The sequence below is a fragment of the Rickettsia tamurae genome (assembly GCF_000751075.1).
Lineage (GTDB): Bacteria > Pseudomonadota > Alphaproteobacteria > Rickettsiales > Rickettsiaceae > Rickettsia > Rickettsia tamurae.
Map to the genome: position 1 here is coordinate 1 of NZ_CCMG01000001.1, position 22,700 is coordinate 22,700.

The following is a 22,700-nucleotide window of genomic DNA, read 5'->3' on the forward strand; positions in this document are numbered from 1 at the left end:
TTTAATTGATGCTCCTTGTGGCTCTCTACCGGTAAAACTATTGGAATATCCAGGGGCAACGATTTTATCATCAATCTGGGCAGTGGTCAGGGGTAATTTACAATTGTAGCTATTGGTATTATTTTAGGATTTTATTTAGAGTGGGTCTCTAGCGGGATGAAAATCAGTTAGATAATTAAGATATTGATTAAAAGCAATGGATCAAGATTTCAATAAGCAGGAAGAAGTACAAGGTAAAGTAGAGAATCATAAATTACCATCTACATTTAGTAAAAGATTATCAGGACTCATAGAGATAATTAAAAACAGACCAGACCATTAGTTACTCTAGCTTGCATAGGAGTAATAATGATTTTGGTATTTTATGGATTGTCAGAAAGTGAGGTCTAGGGCTCTACAAGAAGATAGACAATCAAGGGAAATATCAGGAATAGAGCAAGCCATAGATCCAAGGGCTAAATGGACTGCAGAAATATTAAATGAAGTTAAAAACATGCAGAACCATTTAGAGAAGCTAATAGAGAATAAATATTTAGAAACTAAAACTAAAATTGATGATTTTAGTCAAAAGTTAGAATCATTAGAGAATCCTCTTGAAGAAACTAATTATATTATGGCAATGATTTTAATAATGATAAAAAGATAGAAGACTTATTAGATAATAAACTTAAGCAAAGCACTGCTGCTGCTCCAGTAAAAAGATCACTTTGTTATATAAGAAGAGCTGACTCAGAGCTAAAAAAAGATGTGAAAGACTATATTACTACTGGCAGCTTTGCATTATGGCTGTTGCTTACTGGAGTGGTGGTTGGAACTGGTACTAATAATGCAGCTTCGCCTAATGTTAAGGCTTATTATAAAACAGAGCAAATCAAAGAAGCAATTTTAATTGGTTTCTATATCATCAGAGTGGGCTAAATGCCGGTTAGAGACAGTATCTTTACTAAATCGTAACGGCAAGATAATTGAAAAATCAGTAGAAGGATGGTTAATAGGAGAAGATGGTAGGCCTGGAATTAAGGGAATAGTAGTTGATAGATCATCAGATGTAGCAAGGATGGCTGTGCTTAACTGCGTACTTGCGGGATAGCACAGTTTTTCCAGAACCAGGCAACAAATAGCATATTTCCTGTGTCACCGATTACCGGCCAACAAAATGCCTGAAAAGCTTAGGATTCTCTTAAAGCCGGTGTTTATGCTGGGACTGGTAATGCTTTAGAAAAACTTGCTGATTTTGCAATTAAACGGGCAGAAAGCATGAGTCCGGTAATTGTTGTAGCTTCAGGTAGAGTAATAGATGTAGTATTTAAAAAAGGTTTTGATTTAAGAGATAATAACGATACTGCCAAAGTAGATAGATTACTACCACCAACTACTACTGATTATTTGCAAAATAGAACAAATTATAGTAATTATCAAAATTATAATAAAGTGACAAGTTTTTCTAATACAAAAACTAAATTGCAAGAACATTTTACTCCGGATAATGATGATTAATGACAGATATTGATTTGCAGTCAGAATAACAACATGAATAATATAGTAATTAATCTGCTTTTGTTATTAATGTTAAGTTTTAGCATTTCTAGTTGTAAATTAATGCCATATAGAAATGATTTTGACTGCCCAGCACCTCAAGGACTAAAATGTAAATCTTTATATGAAGTAAATAAAATGGCTGATCAGAATATGTTTAATCCAAATAATAATGATAAGCCCCATCTTAAATCTAGATGCTCTGCTAGATGCTTTAGAAGTATAATAATGATATCAGGAATCGATAAAGATTTTGCTCGGGAAAGACTATCTAGACATTTTGTTTATGAATCATATGATGAGGATAGTGGTTTATTTTTTAATAAGGCTTCAATAGGATTTGTAATGCTTGGCTGGGCGCCACTGGTTGGGGCAAGTTTGCGAGCTCAAGGAGAAATAGCTGAATTTTTAAAAAGTTATGAGAATTTACCGGTAGGGAGTAGTTTTCAGCTATTGATGATTGACTCTGATCACATTAAGTAATATCTAGATAACTGGCAATTACATAGAAAAAATATAATCTTTGCTGAGCTTGCGGCTAGCAGAACAAAATTTTTAGAGCAAAAAGCAAAGGAAGAGGGAAATATCAAAGATGTAGTTTTATTAATGTCTGTAACTATTCCTACGCTCACGATTGATATTAATGAGATGACTTGCAAGAAGAGAAGTGCTGCAAGATACATTTAAATCAATTGGGCTTGCTACTTATAATGTTGATGCAACATTGCTATTAAAATTTGTCCGTTTAATCTTTGGATGGAGGGAAGAAGAACATCCTGAACTTAACCAATATGAAATATTATTCGAGCAAATTTTACCCGGTAATTTTTCTTTATAAGCTTAACGGCAGGAAAAAGACCGCTCGAGTGGCGATTATCAGCAATGGATTTGTTTTGAGGCAATGAGCTAAGACGTGATGAATATATTAGATCAAATTTTCTGATTCATTTTGGTTTGCAGATTATACCAAATCAGTTAGTGGCCAAAACATCATGATTTGCAACAACCAATTCTACAAAAAGCCTTAATAGAGCTGTTTGGCAAGCAAAAGGAGCAAGAGCTGAGATAACTGACATAGCAGATTGGTTGCTTAAAAGAGAAGAGTCTTACGTACAAGAACTTGGTAATATGTTGTTTCCATTTACCAGAGATGGTCAATATGGCAAGTTTTTTAGTGGTAAGGCAAAATTATCCTTAAGCTCAGATATAGTAGTAATTGAAACTGATCATCTTCGTAGTAGGCCGGCACTGCTTGCAGTAATTATACAAATCATGATTGTTCATATTAAGCAAGCAATGGTTAAAGGAGATAGAAAGCAACCATTTTTAATCATGATAGACGAAGCTTGGAAGTTATTATCCGGTAAAAGATTTGGGGAATTTATTGAAAGAAGTAGGAAGAATAGCAAGAAAATATAATGGCTCAATAACTCTTGCTACTCAGCAATTAACTGATTACTTTCGGGAGTCAGGATCTGCTGCTGAAAAAGCTTTTGAGAATTCATCACATAAAGTTATTCTCAAGCAAAATCCTGAGAGCTTTAAAGCAATGAGAGCTAACCCTAAACTTGCAGGTTTTGTCGATGAGGACTGGAAGCTTAAATTTACTGCAGTCTATTCATTCAAACCCTCCACATTATAGTAAAGCAGCAATTTATGGACCAAGTGTTCACGGAGTTATAGCAAAGTTAATGTTAGACCCATTTACTCTGATGCTGACCTCTACTAATGCTAGAGATTATCAAGTTATAGAGGATAGAATGATTGCGGGAATGAGCGTTACAGATGCTATCAATAATATACTGGAAGAGAGACGCTTGGCTTAAAGTTTTATGGGAAAATATGATTTTGGGTATTTAAATCTAAAAATTATTGCCATAAGCTCATTATGCTATTTTTAGTTATATTACAGGTAAGTAATGTTATGCAATCAGTACAGCAACAGATAGAAATGCTAAAATTAAAGATTATGGAGTTAGAAGTCATGTATTTCTTATTATTGAAAAGTCTTTATTAGAGGTAATTATGGCTAAACTTCAAACTGTAAAACACAATGGCGATTTAGAGAAAATGCAGGAAGAAAAATAAAGTACAGCAAAAAATCTCTAGACCCACTCCGGTATGGGCTTTAGCAAAAGCAAGCACAAACCGAAGTTGGTACCATGATCCAAGCTTTATACAAAAGACAGATATAAAAGATCAAACGGGAAACATCATAGTAAAAGCTAATACAAATGTAAATCCTTTAGAAAAAATAAGCTGGGGAGAAGCATTAATATTTATTGATGGAGATTGTGAGCAGCAAGTTAAGTGGGCTAAATCAAAAATAGGGAAATTAGTACTTACTAATGACAATCCTAGTAGGCTGGCAAAAAAGTTAAATAAGCGAGTGTTTTTTGATCAAGGTGGCGTTCTAACTACTCGTTCTAAAATAAAAACAGTGCCAGCTATTGTCGAGCAAGAAGACAAATTACTTAAAATTAGCGAAATCAAGATTAATTGAAATATTATAGTATTTGAGTAAAAATTAAGGAGTAATCCAGTAAGGTTGAGTTAGTATTATTTGTTATTCTTAAAGCAAAACTGATAAAATCGTAGGTAATGTATAAAAAAGTGGCAATTATCGGAAGCAAAGAAAAATTTAGAAAAGATAATAGATCATGTATTAGATGGTAGGATGCAAGCAATAGTAAAGTCTCGCGTGGAAGTAGTATATTTAATAGCAGGTGAGAAAAATAATATTATAGAAGGGCAACCAAAGGTAGTTTATCAAGCAAATACAGATTTAATAACTTCTAAAATATTGACCTGGACGTAGCTCCCACGATGCAATACAGAGAATTTCTGCTATTGTTTGTCCTGGTACAACTAGGGGATGAATATTGGACGCTGATATTAAAGGAAGATTTGATAATATCGATCATGATTTTCTTTTGAAAATTGTAGAAAATTTTCCAGCACGCAATCTGATTAAAGCATGGCTTAAATCTGGTGTAATGGAAAATTATCAATTCATCCAAACAACTGTTGGTACTCCCCAAGGAGGGGTTATACTTTTAAATATATCTCTTCATGGAATGGAGAACATACTTAATATAATCTACAATAAATAAATATAATCATCTCCATCCTAAATCTGAATATGCTTTAGTAAGATATGTTGATGCTTATGTGCACGAGTGCAACGGAAGTTACATGAAGCCATAAATGTAAATTGAATTTGTACGTAACTATAATAAGAGATGGAAGTAGGCCTTCCGAAGCCGTTTTACAGGAAGAGGCTTCAAACCACTCTAAGCTGCGTTGGTTAAGAGTCAAGGTGGTGAGCTTTTAGAGAAAAGGTACCTTGCAAGGTATCAGGTAAGAATTAAGGAGATGAAGTGATTAAACTACTGCTGAAGTGTCGAAAGCATATAGATGAGATCAAAACTGATGGGTAGTCGTTAACTCAGGATAAATTTGGCGGGAACCTGTTTACTGGTCAAGTGGTCTCCGGCATAGAGGTGGCATGAACTTGATTTAGGCTCTTATGTGGAACGTGGGAACTTGTGTATTGATGCAAAGGGAGCGATGCGAGTGGAAAGCCCACGAGTATCTGAGTACCAAAGCAGTACATAGAGGCGGATTGGCTCGTAGTAGTGATGAAACTGCTGAAAGGTATTGGAGCAAAGGGGCTGAGTTATCCGTTTTATTGATTAGTCAACTAATAAGAATTGGGAGGAGCTAAATTGAATAAAACAAAACCATTTTGTATTTCCAAGAAAAGTATGATGGCAGCTTGGGAAAGAGTTAAAGCAAACAAAGGTGCCTATGGGGTTGATGAAGAATCAATTGAAGATTTTGCATTAAACCTAAAGGATAATCTTTAACCCGATATCATCTGGTACGTATTTTCCTCCACCTGTAAAGGTGGTAGAAATAGCAAAATCAGATGGTAGCAAACGCTTGTTAGGTATTCCAACTGTGGCAGATAGAATTGCACAAGCAGTGGTTAAAGATCAGCTTGAGCAATTAGTGGAGCCAAAATTTCATGAAGATTCTTATGGGTATTGTCCTAAGACATCAGCATTGGATGCAGTTGGAGTAGCAAGAGCAAGGCAGCGATGTTGGCAGCAAGATTGGTGTATTGATCTGAACATCAAGAATTTCTTTGATAGTTTGGATCATCAATTAATGATGAAAGCCATAAGATTCCATAGCGAAGAGAAGTGGATCCATCTTTATGTGGAGCGGTGGCTTAAAGTCCGTTTACAATTGGAGAGTGGAGAATTAGTAGAAAGGCAGTCTTGTACTCCTCAGGGAGGAGTAGCAAGTCCTTTGTTGGCAAACATTTTCATGCATCATGCATTTGATGATTGGATGAGAAGGCACTATCCGGAAGTAAGGTTTGAGCATTTTGCAGATGATATTTTAGCACATTGCAGTTCACAAAAGCAGGCTAAGAAAGTACTGGAGGAGATTAAGATTAGACTAAAAGAGTGTAGTCTTGAACTACACCCAGAAAAGACAAAAATAGTATATTTTAAAGATGATTATCGAGGAGGCTCTTATGAGTATGAAAGCTTTGATTTTTTTGGCTATACATTTAGACCACGATTGTCAATGAATAAATATGGTAAAACTTTTGTTAACTTTACACCTGCAATTAGTAAGCAAGCTGCAAACCGTATCAGAAAGGAGATAAGGAGTTGGAGAATACATCTGCGAAGTGATAAAACTATTACTGACCTAGCGAGGATGTTTAATGCATATGTACAAGGATGGGTAAATTATTATGGACGATATTATAAATCGGCTATGTATCCATTTTTACCTAACATGGAGCATTTTCTAACACGTTGGGTGATGAGGAAATACAAAAGATTCCAAGGTTACAAGAAACGAGCAAGGAATTGGTTCGGGTGTGTGCGAAAGCGTCAACCTAGACTATTTGTTCATTGGAAGTTAGGACTTGGATCAAGGTTTGGATAATGGGAGCGGTGTAAGCTGAGAGGTCTATGCATCGTTCTGCGAGAGACTGAAGGGGAGGTTCCTTCGGTCTACTCACCTTGTCATTTGTGCAAAATCTGAAAACTCTTGTATTAAACAAAGAAGAGAATCAATGATTGGTTAAATATTAGAGCATTAACATTATAAGAAGAAAAGACCAAAATACTCCATATCAAGAAAGGTTTTGATTTTCTAGAATTTAATATTCGTTAATATAATACCACAAGTACAAGAAGAGGTGTAACACTACTAGTCAAACCGTCCAAAGAATACTATTAAATCATTTAAAAAGCGAATAATGATTGAATGGAAAAGAAGCTTCTCATGGAGAATCGATAAAATAATTGAAAATCTTAACCTTAGAATAATGGGATGGTGCAGTTATTTTAACAAAGTTATCGCCAAAAGAACTTTTATCCAACTAGATCTGATTACTGATTCAGGACAGATATAATAATTACGGCTATACTGCATAATTGCATAGAAGATACCGAGCTTACCAAAGAAATAATTGCTAAAGAGTTTGGTAATAAAATTGCAAATCAAGTTGAAGACTTAACTAGAATCAAGCAGGATAGGAAAATAAGTTCAGCAAAAATGGTTAGAATATTATATCAACAGAATAAAAAAGATTTATTATTAATAAAATTATGTGATCGGTCTATACTGCATAATTGCATAGAAGATACCGAGCTTACCAAAGAAATAATTGCTAAAGAGTTTGGTAATAAAATTGCAAATCAAGTTGAAGACTTAACTAGAATCAAGCAGGATAGGAAAATAAGTTCAGCAAAAATGGTTAGAATATTATATCAACAGAATAAAAAAGATTTATTATTAATAAAATTATGTGATCGGTTACATAACATAAACAATCAAAGCTAAACCTCTTAATAAAATACAAAAAATAACTTTAGAAATTTTCAGAAATATTTTTATTTCTTGCCAAACACCTTAAAATCTTGGACATTCAAAAACAATTAAAAGAGATTTAACTTATAAAATTGATTGTGGAATTAAATGCTTTAATATTGGTTATTTAAGGTACTATAGAGCAAATAATTGATAATCTGGATTCATTTTGCTGTTTGCGGATCCAAAAACATGTTACACAATGGTGGCCCAAATGTACATTTGTTAATATCTAGATCAATTAATATACATATATGGACTTAGAGAAGATCTATTTTTCCAATACGCTAAGATGATGTGTACTAATTATTTAATTTTTAATCAAAAATATCTTTGCCTGTTGGGTCGATTGATCTTGAATAGTTGGATGTACTATCAATTCATTTTGCAGTGATACCAAAGCTCCAAGTAGACAATTAGTTGGTAAACAGTCAAGTTTTGCTTTTGCAACTAATCCTCCCATTTCTATCAAGTAGCGGGTGCAAGCTTTCTTTTCTTTAATTTCATTTTTGCTTCTTCTATAATCATTTGAGCTTTTTTCTGTTCTAATTTTAATCTTTGTTTAATGACATTTTCCATATAAATGGTTTTAACTGTTCATTATTATAATCATCATGAATGCTGCATAAATTGTAGAAGTCAAATTTATTTTGTAATTAAATCAATAATTTAACTATACAAATTAGATTTTTAATGTAACACTAGAATTAGCGTATGAGAGTATAAGTGCTCTAATAGCAGGGTACTATCAATGGCGGTCATGCGTAAACTGGTACCGTCGCATAAACTAAAAACACGTTGTTATTTTGAAAAGAGATAAGCTAGGTTAATATTTAAATTGGTAATTAGAGAGGTCTTATGAAGGATACAGAAATAACATCTACTTTTGATCTTGAGTGAGACAAAATCCAGGATATTACGATGTTCCCTTTTTAGAACCTATTTTTGGAATTGGTGAAGTTCCTTAGTTAGAACACAATTTAATAAAATATTAAAAAATATGACGAAAAGAAAGTTCGATGAGACCATCGGTCATACACAAATTACTAAACAAGGTAAAATGCTGCATGACAATATTTTATCAGAAGAGGGTACACTGAAATATGACTTCATGACTTCTCTACAGAATATTGTTATGGTTAAAATCGTTAGTAACTTATGGATGAATCAAAATAGTCAACAAGAAATAGTGAATTTGTTCTATAGTGATATTAAACTAGGACAGAGTGGTTTTAGTGCTAAATGGCGACAAATTGAAAATAATGTTGTCACTCAAGTATCAGAGTTATTCTTAGCTAACCCTATTATCAAAAAGTTAACAAATATAGTTCCACTTGTAGGCAATTCTATACTTAACTGGATTAGATATCATGATGAACATATATTTAACACTAGTGAACATTCTAAATATTCTGCAGTAGATCAAATTAGTCATATTACATGGACTTCAAGAGGTAAAATTGATTATGCTCAAACAGCTAAAAACATTTTAGCTAATCAGGATAGTTGCTTAAGTAATGATCATAAATATAAACTAGCTTGTGCTTGTTGTTTAGAAGATGAAATTGCTATTATTGCTCCTAATGTTATAGGTCCAGATTATTTAAATCCTGTAAAGCTTGACATACATCCAATGGTATATTTTTGGACAGCACATATTACAGGTGATAATACAAAATTATATAACCCATCATATTATTATAATTATAATCGACCTAATAGCAATATGAGTATTAATGAACATATAATACAGTTATTAATTAATAATAATGGTTGGGCTAATAGAACTTTTAATGAAGTACCAATAAGATATATGTGGAATAAATTAAGTAGAGAAGAAAAAGCTAAAAATATTATATCATTAGTTAAAAAATTAGGTAATCAAGATTTAAGATATTCTTTATTGTCAAATCTTAATTATGAGCAACAACAAGAGGTTTTTAAGGAATGTTCTGGTAATATATTAGTTAGTATTCTAAATGATTGGTTATGGAAGGAGTATTTTTTACCAACTGCACTTCACGTATTGGATATTATGAGTCCATTATCATATTTGTACATATTAAAAGAGATAAATAAAGAAAAGATTAAGAATTCTCAAGAGGAGAGTAGGTATATATATGATCAATATAAATCTATTTTTAAACAATTATGGCAAGAAGGCTCTAAGTGTTCAAAAGACGTTATTTTTGAACATGAAAACGGACGTTCATTAGAAGGACTTGTGATATTTTCATTATCTTGGAAACGAGATATTGATATAATTGAACTAATATTTAATGATTTAAATACACAACAAAAGAAAAATATAATCTTTGGATATAACGGTATTAGACATTGTGCTAATTTAATTCAAAGTGATCAATGGGATTCACTAGAACTATTTATTAAATATACCCTTTCTTCTGAAGAAGATATGAGTCAGCTAAAACAAAGAATGATAAAAAACAAAGGACACGAAATAGCTGTACATTTTTTAGAACAGGAAGCATTAGATAAGATAGAATATTTCATGAACTGGGCATGTAAATCTGAAGAAGAGGTTGATCAACTCAGACAAAATTTTGCACGCATCAAATGTAGTGCTACATCAGAATCAATTATTGCCAACAATAAAGTGGATTTTACAGAGCTAGAGCATCACTTCAAATGGTGTGCTAAGGGTGATCTAAAAGTAATTAATCAATTTAAAGCTGAATTTCCTAAATTAGGTTCTAGCAAAAAATTAATTAGTTCATTAATAGAGTTAGATAAATACGAATTGTTAGATCAAGTATTAAATTGGTGTTTTTTGAATCACCAACAACAAATTGTACAATTTAAAAGTGGTATGTATAAAGATGACAATTTATCATGTGATGTTAGATCATTAACTTCTACTTTAATAGCAAAGGATCATTCTTTTAAAATGTTAGATAAATTTATTGGTTGGTCTTTTACCAATGAACAAGAAGTACAGGAATTTAAAACATGGATGCTATCTCCTCAAGAAGATAGCTGTAGTGTTTGTACAGATTTTTTAATAGAAGATCAGTTTGAACTAGCAGATAAAGTTATTGAGAGGTGTATAACATATCCTAAAGAGATTGCTCAATTTAAGAAGAAACTGATGCTCTCTGACGATATCAAAGTTATTTTTGATGGTTATTTTGAAGAGGCAGCACAAGATGATTTACCCTTATTGATTAAATGGTTTAATCCATCTAAAGAAACAGTAGCAGCATTTAAAAATTTATTTTCTGAGACAAAATGTCCAAATAATTTTTATAAGTTACTAGATAAATTCGTGCAAAATCAAAATAATTTAATAGAAAATAATGAAGCAAGTCCTATATGCGATCTACAAATTAATTTAGGTAATCAAAACTATTATACTGAAGATCTTCAAGAGGAAGTGACTGTTGGTACCATTGGTGAAGGAAGTGTTGATAATCTTGATCTTGTATCATAATTAATCTCTAGTCAAAAAATTAACAAATAACGTTGTGGAATAATTGTATGAATCATGAGTTAGTATTTTATTTTTTACATGACCTAGAAAAATTTCAGGAGTATTTTCAAAGGGTATTAGATCGAACTCCTAATGAGAGAGCACCCAGTAATATAGAGTTTTGGATTGAGTTTTTTCGCTCTATGGCTTTAAGTATTCAAAATACTCAATTAGGTACAGATCTTGAAGTTAATGACGTTTGTTTTAGTATCGGGAATGTCCATTACAAATCTAAAACTAAGGTTCTAAAATTAGCTTTTAAAGTAAGTGATCAAATTATACTAAGATCTATATCAATTGGAGAGAGTAGAAGAGGTATTCCTGACGCTATTAAATATTCAGATAAAGAAATTGAGATTATAGAAAACCATCTATTTGGAGATAATGCCAGGACAACCAAACAGACTCATATAAATCTAAGCCAAGTAGACTCACAAATGTTACACCTAAACATCAAGTTTGATACTCAGTTAGGAGATAATAGAGAGCTAGGTAAAAAAGGCTCAAGTGGAAAAGATGCCAAAAATATGGTTAAAGTTCGACCTTTACAGCTAAACAAAGTTAACGATAACATAACATTTGATAGAATGCTAGATTTAATTTCCAATCCAGCTAGTGCAGATAAGGGAAATATAGAAGCATTTTTTAGCAAACTCATAGAATTATATAACAGTAATAAAGAATTTGGTATCCATCCTAGCTTAGAAGCGGGGCCACATGGTTTTACTTATGGGCTATTTACACTTATTTATAAACATAAATATGCACTAGATACTTATGTTGAACAAAGTGTAGGTAAAGGATTCTTAGATATAGAAGTAATATTTCGTAAAATGCTTGTTGATCAGGACATCGTAATTACTAATGTAGGATCTTGTATAATTGGAGAATTTAAAACAAGGGATACAGAATATACTTCTGCACAAGCAGCAATAGATCAAATAAAAAATGAAGGGTATAATTACAATCTATATGGAAGAACTCAGCATGACCAAATAATAGCAGTAGGCCTCAACTTTAATAGAGCTAGTAATATGGAAAGAATACAGGTAGATCTGAGCTTACGAAGACATGACACTAAAAGCTTTATATCAGAAATAGTCAACTCTAATGATAAAACTGAAGTTAAAGGCTTATTGAAAAATATATACTATTCAATCCGTAGTGAAGAATTGTTAGATTTAGTACTACTAGGAAATTTGTTATCACAAAATAATATTTCTAACAAAAAACTATTTATTGTGGATCAACAAGAGCTAAACCCATTATCCAATACAAAGGTTACTATCTTTTCATTTAAACATAATAATAAAAATATTATACTAACTATTACTGATACTGATCAAGGAATTGCTTTCCCATATGATAAACTACAACATACTCAATCAGCATTAGGTAGTACACGCAGTAAAACCAGAGCTCAAACTCAAAATAGTATTCCTATCAAAACTACTACACAACAAGAACTAGAAAATTTAGTTATACAAATTCAAAAACAAGAAAAAATTTATACAGGTCAAAGAATTAATCTTATTATCAACTCTAAAGCTACAAACAATCAAGGTAAACAAATTCCCAATAAAAAGTTTAGTGATAAAGATAAATTAAACTCTTATCTACAAGATATTACAATCCAAGATATACAAGACCATACTAATACTAATCTTGATACTTTAACAAAATATATAGAATACAATTGTAATGATATAGAGATTGATACAGGTAAGTTGTTGTATGCATTAATCTATTCTAATTCTATGACTTCTCCTTCTCAAGGTGTTGATACAAGTACACTAGTTGCACTTAGAAAATTATTCTTTAACACAAAAGATTTAATAGCTAGTTATAAAGAAGCAGGGGTAAAATCTTTAATGCATGGTTTGTATTTAACACAGTTCAAACCAGAGTCAAGTTTAGGACATGGAAGGGTGGATGGAATAATAAGCGATGATAATGATCAAATTGTGCTTTTAGAATTTAAATTTAATGTAAAAAATATTGTGTCTGCAGTACAACAAGGCCAAGCATATGCAAAATATCTTAAATCTGTTACTGATGCAAAAACAATAAACGGTATAGCACTAAACTTTAATGAACAAGCACAATCTATCGATGATGTAATAACATACACTCCATTCACTGGATCGGTAGCGCATTACACATCAGATGAAGAATCTCGGAGTCCTATAAAACAACAAAAAACTGGAACTGGAGATGACACTAATGTGGAAACAACATTTGGGGCTGGAGTAAAGAGAAAATTCACAAGCAGTGATTCACCTTCAAAAAAAGTAATGTCTAATATAGAAAATCTAGAGGCGCAACGAGATAATATAGCTTTACAAGCACCTGGCCCAAGCTGTTCTACTCGTTCCTCTAGTAAGAATCGTCTTAAACGTGATGTATGTCAAGAAAAGGAAAATGAAGAGATATTCCCATATGAACCATTGGAAGAAGGGATGGTTTCAGAACAGTCTAAAATTAATGCAAGGTTATACTTTCAAATAGCATATCTTGTAGCTTTAGAGCATCCAGTGCCTATTAATCAGAACATCAAGCCAGACAATGTTCTGACTTATGTGACGAATATAGGAGATATAATTAGTGAAGGAGAAATAAATCATAGTTTGCGAGAAGAAGAATTACTACAAACTCATTATCAAGAAGCGCAAGGCTTCTTTAATAAATATCCTAAAGATATGGTATTAGAATTAGTAGGAGCAGCGGTTGATTTATCACGTCGTGCTTGGTTATTTGATAATGGTAAACATTCCTTATTAGTATCATATGATGGGCATCGTTATCATGTATATAGTCAAGATTTGAACTATAGGCAAAGCTTTCAAACCAAAAAAGGAGTAAGTTTTACAGATATAAAATTATATGCCGAAGCATTTTTTAAATGGTGTGGTAATAGTATAGAATATGACTTATTTACTTTAAAGCAAAATATACCAGAAGAAATTACCCATGAGATAAAGCAAGCTAAATTCTGGAATCCTGATCAAGTAGTTTCTGATTTAGTATTACTTGACAAAGGACCTTTCTTCAACATAGAAGGAATACCAGCAAAAGTCATTAGAGAATTATTCTTTTTAGACGGTAATGTACCAGAACTCACGGCATTACATGAGAATTTTTTTACCAAATATTCAGGAAGAATTTCCATTAGGGTAGAAGAATTACATCATGTTTTATCACTTCTAACTCCACAAACAAGTAAATCTTTGGTTAATTTAGTACAACAACATAACTTCCGGGTAGATACGGCATATCTTAATAATATGCCAGAAAATACACAAAGTTTACTAGATTCTTACCATAACGATGTTAGCAACAAGTTAAAAACATCAGCATCTATTACTATTCAAGATTTATCTGATTTATCTTGGCAAGTTCTTGAAAAGGAAATGATAAAAAATCCAGAAATTTCATCTGAACTAAGAGAAAATTCACTAAAGAATGTGCAGGAGTTACACTCTATAGCTGCTACACGTGCCCATTCACTTGGGATAACTAGTCAAACATTATTTTTCTTGCCTGATATCATTAGAGCGATAAACACTGGTAATTTTGAAGGAGTGCAAAAGACTGGTGCAATGATATTAGGGGATATGGCTTTTAATAAGATGTATGATTCACTAATTAGTAAATTAGAGATGGTATTAACTGAAAGTAGAATAGTATTACTTAAAAGATTACCAGTAATAAATCCTATATTTAAAATATTAACAATCCATTCGATTATAGAATTACATAAGCAATTAAATAACTTGCCTGCTGATTCAGAAGAGGCTGGTATTATAAAACATCAATTAGGCGAGCAATATTTTACCATAGGACTAATGGTTGGAGAGTTGTTTGGGTTAGCGCTTGGACCATTATGGGTAGGGTTGATGGCAGAACAATTAGTTTATGGAGCAATAGTATTACGTAAGCAATACCACTTAGATATTCCATTTGGTGAAGCATTCTTAATGAATTTAGGATTTTCACAAGAAAAGTTAAAATCAATACTTGAAGAAAGACAACTAGTTGATTTTAATTTATCATTAGTAAATAGATTAAGTGCTCAAACAAATATTAGTTATAGTTTAGTAGTAGTTAAAGTACCTAAAATGTTATATGATGAAGCTCATCCAGGAAATACTGTGGTTGAGTTTAAACCTAAAGATAGTCTTTTCTGCATGGAGGACAATGTCTTTTTAGAAAAGAATTCGGGTTATAAGAGAATTTCTTCTGTAATTAGTGACAAGCCAAATAATAATTGTGTTAACGCTGCCCCATTGCAAATATCTGGTGATGGTCTTACAGCACTTTATGGTAACAATAATAGTACAGAAAAACAATCTATTTATGTTGATTTTGATCCTAATGAAGGAGATATGAAATTACATTTTACTAAAGAAGGATTAACTGGGCTAGGTAAGTTAAATAATCATCAACAAAGTAATTCTAATGTCACTAGTCCATATGTGGTGACTGCACAGATATATCATAAACCTTATCCAGATCAGTTTGGATTATTTGGTAATAGAAATCATAGTTTTATATTAAATGATGATAGCAAGCGTGTAGTTAGTAACTATTATATAGACGGTATTAGCTTTTTTGCATTAGAGGATAATGCTTGCTCTACAAGTATAAAGTTTTTAAGTAGAAATTTCTTTGAACGATATAATGCTTATATAAACGGTAACACAAGCAATATGCAAATAAAAAGCATCTCTTCAGAGGATACAATTACTGGTCGTATTGTTTTAAAAAATAAAGATTATTTAAAGCTTAACTTAGAACATCTTCTTATAAATGGTAAACTAATTATAGATATTCCAAATACAGAAATATTATATGCCAAAGGCTATAAACAGCATAGCTTGCATAATCCTCATATAGAAGTAAGTCATAATGTGCTAAATTTTAAAATATTACTAGAAGCACCTAGTATTAGGAGAATTAATATTAAGAATAAAAATGCTTATGACGTTATTATACATACTGGACATTTTAGTAACAGACCTTTTACAATATCTTTACAAGCTATACATACTGAGTACAAATCATATTATACTTTTATAGTAGATGATTTACAACCTGTACTAGATGAAATGACCTTTACTAGTAGAGGTTTTCCTAAACATTTTATTTTTCTTTGTAGTAGTAGCACGGTCCAAGGATGGTGTAAAATTAATAATGATCCTGCAAAAAATATCATATCCATAAAAGGGAAACAAGATGGCAAAGATGGAATACTAACCATTGAAGATAAGAAGTCTGTCTTAGAGCTTGTTAAAAATATAAATACGCTACCTCAAGATAACGAGCATATTGAGGTAGTAAGTTATAATAATGTAGTAAAATTAGAAGGTGATTTAAAATTCAATCAAGTTTTAAAAAACGTCAATTATAACAGTAGTGTTTATTATAATTATATTAATAAGCATAATTTTACAAACTGGAATATAATAAAATTTAATTCTAGTAATAATGGAACAACATTATATCATTTTAGGTATAGTGATGTACAAATTAATGACATTAATTATTTTATTAAAGAAACCAAAATTTATGCTACTCTAAAAAATAATCTTGATTGTACTAAATTACTTAAAGATAATAGAGGAAATCCTATATCTATTTTTGTTGGTACTACACTTAGTAACAGTCAAATTTCTTTAAAGGAAGATATTCTAGAGATTAATAATTCAACTGTATATAATTTATCTGATAGCATAATTTTTGTTTTTCAGAAATCTAATGGTAAAATATTTCCTCTGTCACTTAGATTATTAAAAGATAGTTTTAAATATGCTAACGCTACCTCACATTTTACTTCATTAATTGAAAACCAAATAAACTTTGTAGACATTGCAGGAATAATACTGCTATCTAGTAGCACCAGCTTAGAAAAAATACAGATTGATTCTATCACATACGATGAAATAATAGAACAAAATCCACACCATATTACTAACAATTTTATCCAGATTAAAAAGCATGCTCTTACATCTATGCATAAAATTACTTTATCTGATCAATCTAATGTGAGACACATTAATATTACAGTAAATATTAATTGTAATACAATTAGTGAAAGTTGCGCTACTACTAGTCAATATGAATTTAATTGCCTAAGCAAGACTATTGTAACAAGAGGCCTAAACAATTCTATTTTAATAAGGGATACTGCTAATTCTAGCAGCATTGTATTACATAAATGTAATTATATAGGTTGTATACAGCATAACGTATCTCATATACAATATAATGATAATATAATAGTTTCAAAAGTATCATTACAAAATCAACAGAATTTAGTACTGCATAATCCCTTAATATATGATAAATTAACAGTAGATGCTAAAAATGTAACTATTCTAGATGCAATAAGCATTGGTAATAATGGTAATATAATAGTAAAAGGTAGTACAAAAGATTTTAAAATAACATTAAAAGGACCTATTCACATTACTAAATACTATGATAATTATAGCAAATCTATTATTAGAACTGAACCTGGGGATACAAAAAATGATATACAATTAATATATAAATATACCGAAAAAAATAATACAAGAATCTATACTGTGAAGCTTGAACATATTAATGAGAGATTTTTTCAAGATATACAAGTAGAAGATATTAATAAATCAGAACAATTAATTCATTTTGGAACACCTAAAACAAAATATAACTGGTATAATAGGGATAATGATATTCAAAGCGTTTTAATGATTAAAGTTGAATTACCTGATAGCAAGATAGGTACATTGATAATTAATGGCACTACATATATTTTAAACGTATATAATCAAGATGAAGAGTTAGTATTACAAGAGATCAAATATGCAAAAAACTGTCTTTCTAATAATGAAGACTTAATATTTAAAGAGACATTGTTAAATTGTACAAAATCATATTTTTGTCATTATAGTTTTTCTCCATTATCGAATATTGAACAAGCACAATATTTGAATTTGAGTGATGTAAGTGTGTTTTGGTCACAACATTATAATCATAAAGTCTTAGTGCATCATCCTAAATGTTATCATATGGATGAATCAAAAAGTCCTAAAGACCCAGAATATAAAAATGTTGTGCAAGGAAGTAGTAATATATTGGAGCAGGTTCCTTCTAGGCAGCATCAATTACATGATATAGACCAAAAAACATTACTGAATAAAACTACTATAACTACTAAAATAGCTCAGCAATTAGGACAATTAAATCCCACCATAGTAAATGGTTTGAGATATTTATTGACTAGTAGTATAGATAGTGCTGTTAGTCATTATTGTTTAGGATTTAACACGGTAACAGAACAACAGCAGTTTGTAGATTCTAAAAGTTATGATAAAGAAGAATTGAAGAGAATATTAAGTAATTCTCAAACAGCAGCGACTTTAATATGGTTAATAGCAAAAAGTTATAGTGATGCATTAACAAGAAACCCTAATCATGAAACATCAAAATTATTAGCAGATATTAGACCATGTTTTGAAAATGTCATTGAGAGTAAACTGATTCATCACATAGTAAGGTGTTTGGAAGGAGATGATATAGTATTCCAGGTAGAGAGGTTTATTAAGCACCATCAACAAGAATTACAAGAAAAAATAAGTAATTACTTAGGGATTACAGAACAAGTAATAGAAATTGTAGATAGTAGTAATATTGTGGATCATCATCGCCACCATCATGGTGAAAATAATCATCACCATCGAGTGCATCGGGCAGTGGAGGAAAATGATATGACTAGCAGTGTTGCTTCCAGTCTTTCATCATCAATAAATGATGGATGTAATTGGCTAAAAGAAAATATTATTGAAGTAGTATCAAATATAGTGATATCAGGAAATCAAATATTTACTGGTACAGAAGAGACTGTAAAAAATAATGGTAACAATGATAACTATTATAAAATGTCAGAAAAATCCACTAAAACAGTAGAAGATGGAACAGAAGATAGTTTAATGGCTACTTTAGATAGTACTACAAAAGAGGTGACCAGGCAAGAGGCAATTGATGCAGTAATGCTCGAAGATCCTCCAGAAGAAAACCAAGTTGCTAGTACAAAAGCTGAATCAATTTTATCATTTGAGCATGAAGCTTTAATGAGCGATAACAGCATAAATAAACCAAATTATACTACTATTTCCAGTAGCAGTTTTAGTGACTACGGTGACTACTTAAAACCATCTGTGTCGAGTGGATCTAGTCATAATGCCCAATTTAGTCAAGTTCCAGAAGTAAATAGCTCATTATTACTTGCTGATTTGATTGCCAGATCTATCACAGGCGAAAAATATAAATTATCAGCAGATAAATTTTTATTATCACCACAGGAATTAATAGCAAGAAGAATTAATGATAGAGCTGTACAAAGTGAGAATAATATAAACAAAAATTTTTATAAATTATTATCTAAATTTGATGATGATAGAGATAGTTCATGGTTTGGTAAAGTAAAAAGTTATGTCAAATCAACATGTCAGTTCTTAGGCTTCGTTAGGGAAGAAGATATTGAGGATTATATCCAAGATATAAGAAGTTTGTTTAGTTCTGAAGATTTTTATGATGGCCTTAATAAGGTTAACATAGCTAGTTCTACAGGAACTAGAGTTTTAGGTAATATGTCTACTACTGAAACAATAGAAGTATATTAAGATATTTCATCGCCACTACTTTATGAAGTGTTTTTAAGAGCTGTTTGTGATTTCATGTAGAGCAAAATTGGAAGAATTATAGCTAAACAATAAAAATCGCTGAGTCTTCTGCAAAGATTGTGTCAATGTGTAGGGGGCTTTTATTTATATAGAACAAAAATATAGGAATTAGAAATGCAATTAGGTTCTGTGAACAAAATTTAAAGATTAGATTATTACTTTTACTGTTGGTATGTTTACTGCTATCATCTTTTTTATGTATCGAGGTAAAAAAGCTGTTATCCAAGATAAGATCAGGGGGAGCAGATTTTGTGGAAGCTAAAACTTTAGCTACAATGCTTTATAAAAACAAGCAAGCTGCTAATATTTGTTTTTCTGGATTGCCTATTAGTTAAAAATATTGAAAGGTATTACCGGTACTACAGGTAAAACTAACATGTTAAATGAGCTATTACCTCAGATTAGAAAAGAGCGAGATAGAGCAATCATTGTTGATTTAACAGGTAGCTTTACTGATAGATTTTTTGATCCAAAATGTGATAAGTTACTGAATCTCTTGCAAGATGGTACTGAGCATTGGTTACCCTGGAATGATTGTCATGAAATTTGGGATTTTAATGATATAGCAAGTAGTTTTAGTAATTATAATCCAAAATCAGATGATTTTTTTACTAAAAGTGCTGAGTTAGTATTAGCTGAAGGATTAAGATTAGTCAAGATATCAAAAAGCTAATAAATACTATTCTTTATGCAAATAATAAAGATATTTGCAAGAAGTTTTAAAAACAGTTTAGTGTCTGGTATAATTAGCAGTAGTGCACCTGAGACTTCTTCAGGTATTCAAGCAACTTTTAGTAAAAATATTGAAGTGTTGCAATATTTAAAGCCTAATGGTAGTTTTAGTATTAGAAAGTGGTTACTAGCACGGAAGGTTGGTTATTTATCACAGCGACTCCTAATCAAAGAGTAATGCTATGACCACTTATTGCTGCATGGATTAGCATAAAAAGCATTAATGAATAAGAAACATCAATAATACTCATAGTAATATGTGGTTTGTGATTGATGAACTACCAGCTTTACAAAAGATATCTTATTTAGGGGTAGCGTTAGCTGAAAGCAGGAAATATGGTGGCTGCATTGTTGCAGGTATGCAGAATATTCATCAATTAGAGGAGATATATGGCTATGCAGGAAGTAGCTCAATACTTGATCTATTTGGCAGTAAATTTATTTTTCGAGTAAGTGATCAACAAACAGCACATAAATCAGCTTTAATGCTTGGTGAGCAAGAAATAATCGAGACTCAAGAAAATCTCTCTTATGGCTCTAATACCGTGCGTGATGGAGTGAATATGCATAGCTTAGAAAAAAGGAAGTTATTAGTCATGCCATCTGAAATCATGAATCTACCGGATCTTACCTGTTATGTAAAACTTGTGGGTAATTTCCCTATTACTAAATTACAAATGAATTTACAAACCTGATTTAAATCCAAAAATATAAAAGCCATTTTAATGGTATCTTTAAAAGATTTCAATTATTTGATAAAGGAATACCTTATAAAGAAAAATTCTATTACAATACCCCTTTAAATCGCTAATTTAGTATTATGAGGAGTCTGTCATAACGATTGTGTAAGTTGAAAAAAGTAGTAAAAATAAGATTACGAAAAAACACTTACATGAGGTTAATATGAAGAAGAAACCAAAAACAATAAATCAATCTGTAGAAAAAGTAGTGTCAGAACTCTTGTCACAAAGCAATCCATCAGAAATTTTTGGCAAAGATGGGATATTCCAAGAGTTAAAAAAACAACTAGTTAATAAGATTCTAGAAAAAGAGATGGAATCTTATATTGGATATGAGAAGCATTCCAAGGATGAGAAAGAATCTGAAAACAGACACAATGGTAGTTATGAAAAGACTATAATAGATAAAGATGGTCGGAATATAATAGTAGATATTCCAAGAGATAGAGAAGGAGAATTTGAACCCCTATTAATTCCTAAGGGAGTGCGACAATTTAAAGGGTTTGATGAAAAGGTAATATCTCTGTATGCAAGAGGTATGACCACAAGGGAGATACAAGGACATTTAGAGGAAATCTATTCTACCAAAGTATCTGCAGAGTTAATATCTAAAGTAACTGACGGAGTTTTGGAGAATATTATAAATTGGCAAAATCGTCCCCTTGATAGTATATATCCGATAATATATCTTGACTGCATATATGTTAAAGGAAGAGACAATCACACTATAATAAATAAAGCAGTTTATATAGCTATAGGTGTTAATATGTAGGGTAAGAAAGAGCTACTTGGTATTTGGGTTGGCAAGAATGAAGGTTCTAAATTTTGGATGCAAGTGGTAACTGAGCTAAAGAACAGGGGAATTGAAAAGATATATGTTGCTTGCGTAGATGGTCTAAAAGGCTTTTCTGAAGCTATAAATAGTATTTTTCCTAAGACTATTGTACAATTATGCATCGTACATATGGTTAGAAATTCTACCAAGTACGTATCATATAAAGATTTAAAATCGGTAACAGCTGATTTAAAGAAAATTAATACAGCAATAAACGAGGCGGAAAGGATTAGAGAGCTACAAAACTTTAGTAAAAAATGGGATGAAAAATATCCAGTAATTTCTGACATATGGCAACGTCTTTGGTCAGGTATAGCCCCGCTTTTTAGCTTTCCTGAAGGGATTAGAAAGGCAATGTATACTACTAATACTATTGAATCAGCCAATCGGCAAATTATTAAAAATAAAGGGGTATTTCCAGATGATAAATCAATTCAGAAAACAATATTTTTGGCATTGACAAACTGATATCATACTTACACAATCTTTCTGATAGACCTATTATTAGTTTTAGAGGTAAGCTGTGTATAAAAAACTTTTTTGTTATTTCAGAATTTTTATAAATGATTTTTCAAACAGCAGAGTAAATTTTACAAGAAATATGTTTACTCTAAAGAACTAATAAAAGCTTCATCAAGACCGGTTACACTAGAAATTAAAGAAACATTACAACCTTGAGCTAACATTTTCTTTGCTACCTCTACTGCTTTATTATATTCCCCTTCAGCTTTTCCTTCAGC

At 31.2% G+C, this 22,700-nt stretch carries 10 protein-coding genes and 8 pseudogenes; 16 read left to right on the forward strand and 2 right to left on the reverse strand.

Annotated elements, in window-relative coordinates:
* Positions 1-196: 196 nt before the first annotated feature.
* The 11 genes and pseudogenes from MB29_RS13555 to MB29_RS12080 all read left to right on the forward strand — a co-directional run bounded on the left by MB29_RS13555 (position 197) and on the right by MB29_RS12080 (position 7,410).
* Positions 197-1,526: pseudogene (locus tag MB29_RS13555) on the forward strand (TraB/VirB10 family protein).
* A 238-nt stretch (positions 1,527-1,764) separates the two neighbouring features.
* Positions 1,765-3,130, forward strand: a pseudogene (locus tag MB29_RS09305) (TraC family protein); the annotation flags it as partial.
* A 97-nt stretch (positions 3,131-3,227) separates the two neighbouring features.
* Positions 3,228-3,362: a hypothetical protein gene (locus MB29_RS13905; RefSeq protein WP_407690033.1), complete on the forward strand. Its 135-nt coding sequence runs from the start codon at positions 3,228-3,230 to the stop codon at positions 3,360-3,362.
* A 6-nt stretch (positions 3,363-3,368) separates the two neighbouring features.
* Positions 3,369-4,039 (forward strand): annotated as a pseudogene (locus MB29_RS13910) (conjugal transfer protein).
* Between the two features lie 174 nt (positions 4,040-4,213).
* Positions 4,214-4,354 (forward strand): hypothetical protein, encoded by a 141-nt coding sequence (locus tag MB29_RS00035; RefSeq protein WP_233418790.1) that lies wholly within the window; start codon positions 4,214-4,216, stop codon positions 4,352-4,354.
* A 64-nt stretch (positions 4,355-4,418) separates the two neighbouring features.
* A complete protein-coding gene (locus MB29_RS00040) occupies positions 4,419-4,649 on the forward strand; it encodes a reverse transcriptase domain-containing protein (protein WP_032138565.1) in 231 nt (76 codons plus the stop codon).
* Between the two features lie 615 nt (positions 4,650-5,264).
* A complete protein-coding gene (locus MB29_RS12075) occupies positions 5,265-5,405 on the forward strand; it encodes a hypothetical protein (RefSeq protein WP_233418791.1) in 141 nt (46 codons plus the stop codon).
* 40 nt (positions 5,406-5,445) lie between these two features.
* A complete protein-coding gene (gene ltrA, locus MB29_RS07760; RefSeq protein WP_233418792.1) occupies positions 5,446-6,507 on the forward strand; it encodes a group II intron reverse transcriptase/maturase in 1,062 nt (353 codons plus the stop codon).
* Positions 6,508-6,799: 292 nt separating this feature from the next.
* Positions 6,800-6,979 (forward strand): group II intron maturase-specific domain-containing protein, encoded by a 180-nt coding sequence (locus tag MB29_RS13915; protein WP_407690034.1) that lies wholly within the window; start codon positions 6,800-6,802, stop codon positions 6,977-6,979.
* A gap of 2 nt (positions 6,980-6,981) precedes the next feature.
* Positions 6,982-7,107 (forward strand): annotated as a pseudogene (locus tag MB29_RS13920) (HD domain-containing protein); the annotation flags it as partial.
* A 15-nt stretch (positions 7,108-7,122) separates the two neighbouring features.
* A complete protein-coding gene (locus tag MB29_RS12080) occupies positions 7,123-7,410 on the forward strand; it encodes an HD domain-containing protein (RefSeq protein WP_051965264.1) in 288 nt (95 codons plus the stop codon).
* Positions 7,411-7,754: 344 nt separating this feature from the next.
* Here MB29_RS12080 and MB29_RS09320 read toward each other — a convergent pair.
* Positions 7,755-8,016: pseudogene (locus MB29_RS09320) on the reverse strand (conjugal transfer protein TraD).
* Positions 8,017-8,437: 421 nt separating this feature from the next.
* On the opposite strand from MB29_RS09320, the gene MB29_RS00070 reads away from it, so the two are divergent.
* The 5 genes and pseudogenes from MB29_RS00070 to MB29_RS12090 all read left to right on the forward strand — a co-directional run bounded on the left by MB29_RS00070 (position 8,438) and on the right by MB29_RS12090 (position 22,428).
* A complete protein-coding gene (locus MB29_RS00070) occupies positions 8,438-10,888 on the forward strand; it encodes a hypothetical protein (RefSeq protein ID WP_032138567.1) in 2,451 nt (816 codons plus the stop codon).
* A gap of 47 nt (positions 10,889-10,935) precedes the next feature.
* On the forward strand, positions 10,936-19,593 hold the full coding sequence (locus MB29_RS10955) for a hypothetical protein (protein ID WP_215426118.1): 8,658 nt from the start codon (positions 10,936-10,938) through the stop codon (positions 19,591-19,593).
* 436 nt (positions 19,594-20,029) lie between these two features.
* Positions 20,030-20,563: pseudogene (locus tag MB29_RS13275) on the forward strand (type IV secretion system DNA-binding domain-containing protein).
* A gap of 79 nt (positions 20,564-20,642) precedes the next feature.
* A complete protein-coding gene (locus tag MB29_RS13280) occupies positions 20,643-21,080 on the forward strand; it encodes a type IV secretion system DNA-binding domain-containing protein (protein WP_215426120.1) in 438 nt (145 codons plus the stop codon).
* Between the two features lie 208 nt (positions 21,081-21,288).
* Positions 21,289-22,428, forward strand: a pseudogene (locus MB29_RS12090) (IS256 family transposase).
* Positions 22,429-22,565: 137 nt separating this feature from the next.
* On the opposite strand, the pseudogene MB29_RS12095 reads toward MB29_RS12090, so the two are convergent.
* Positions 22,566-22,700 (reverse strand): annotated as a pseudogene (locus tag MB29_RS12095) (Rpn family recombination-promoting nuclease/putative transposase); the annotation flags it as partial.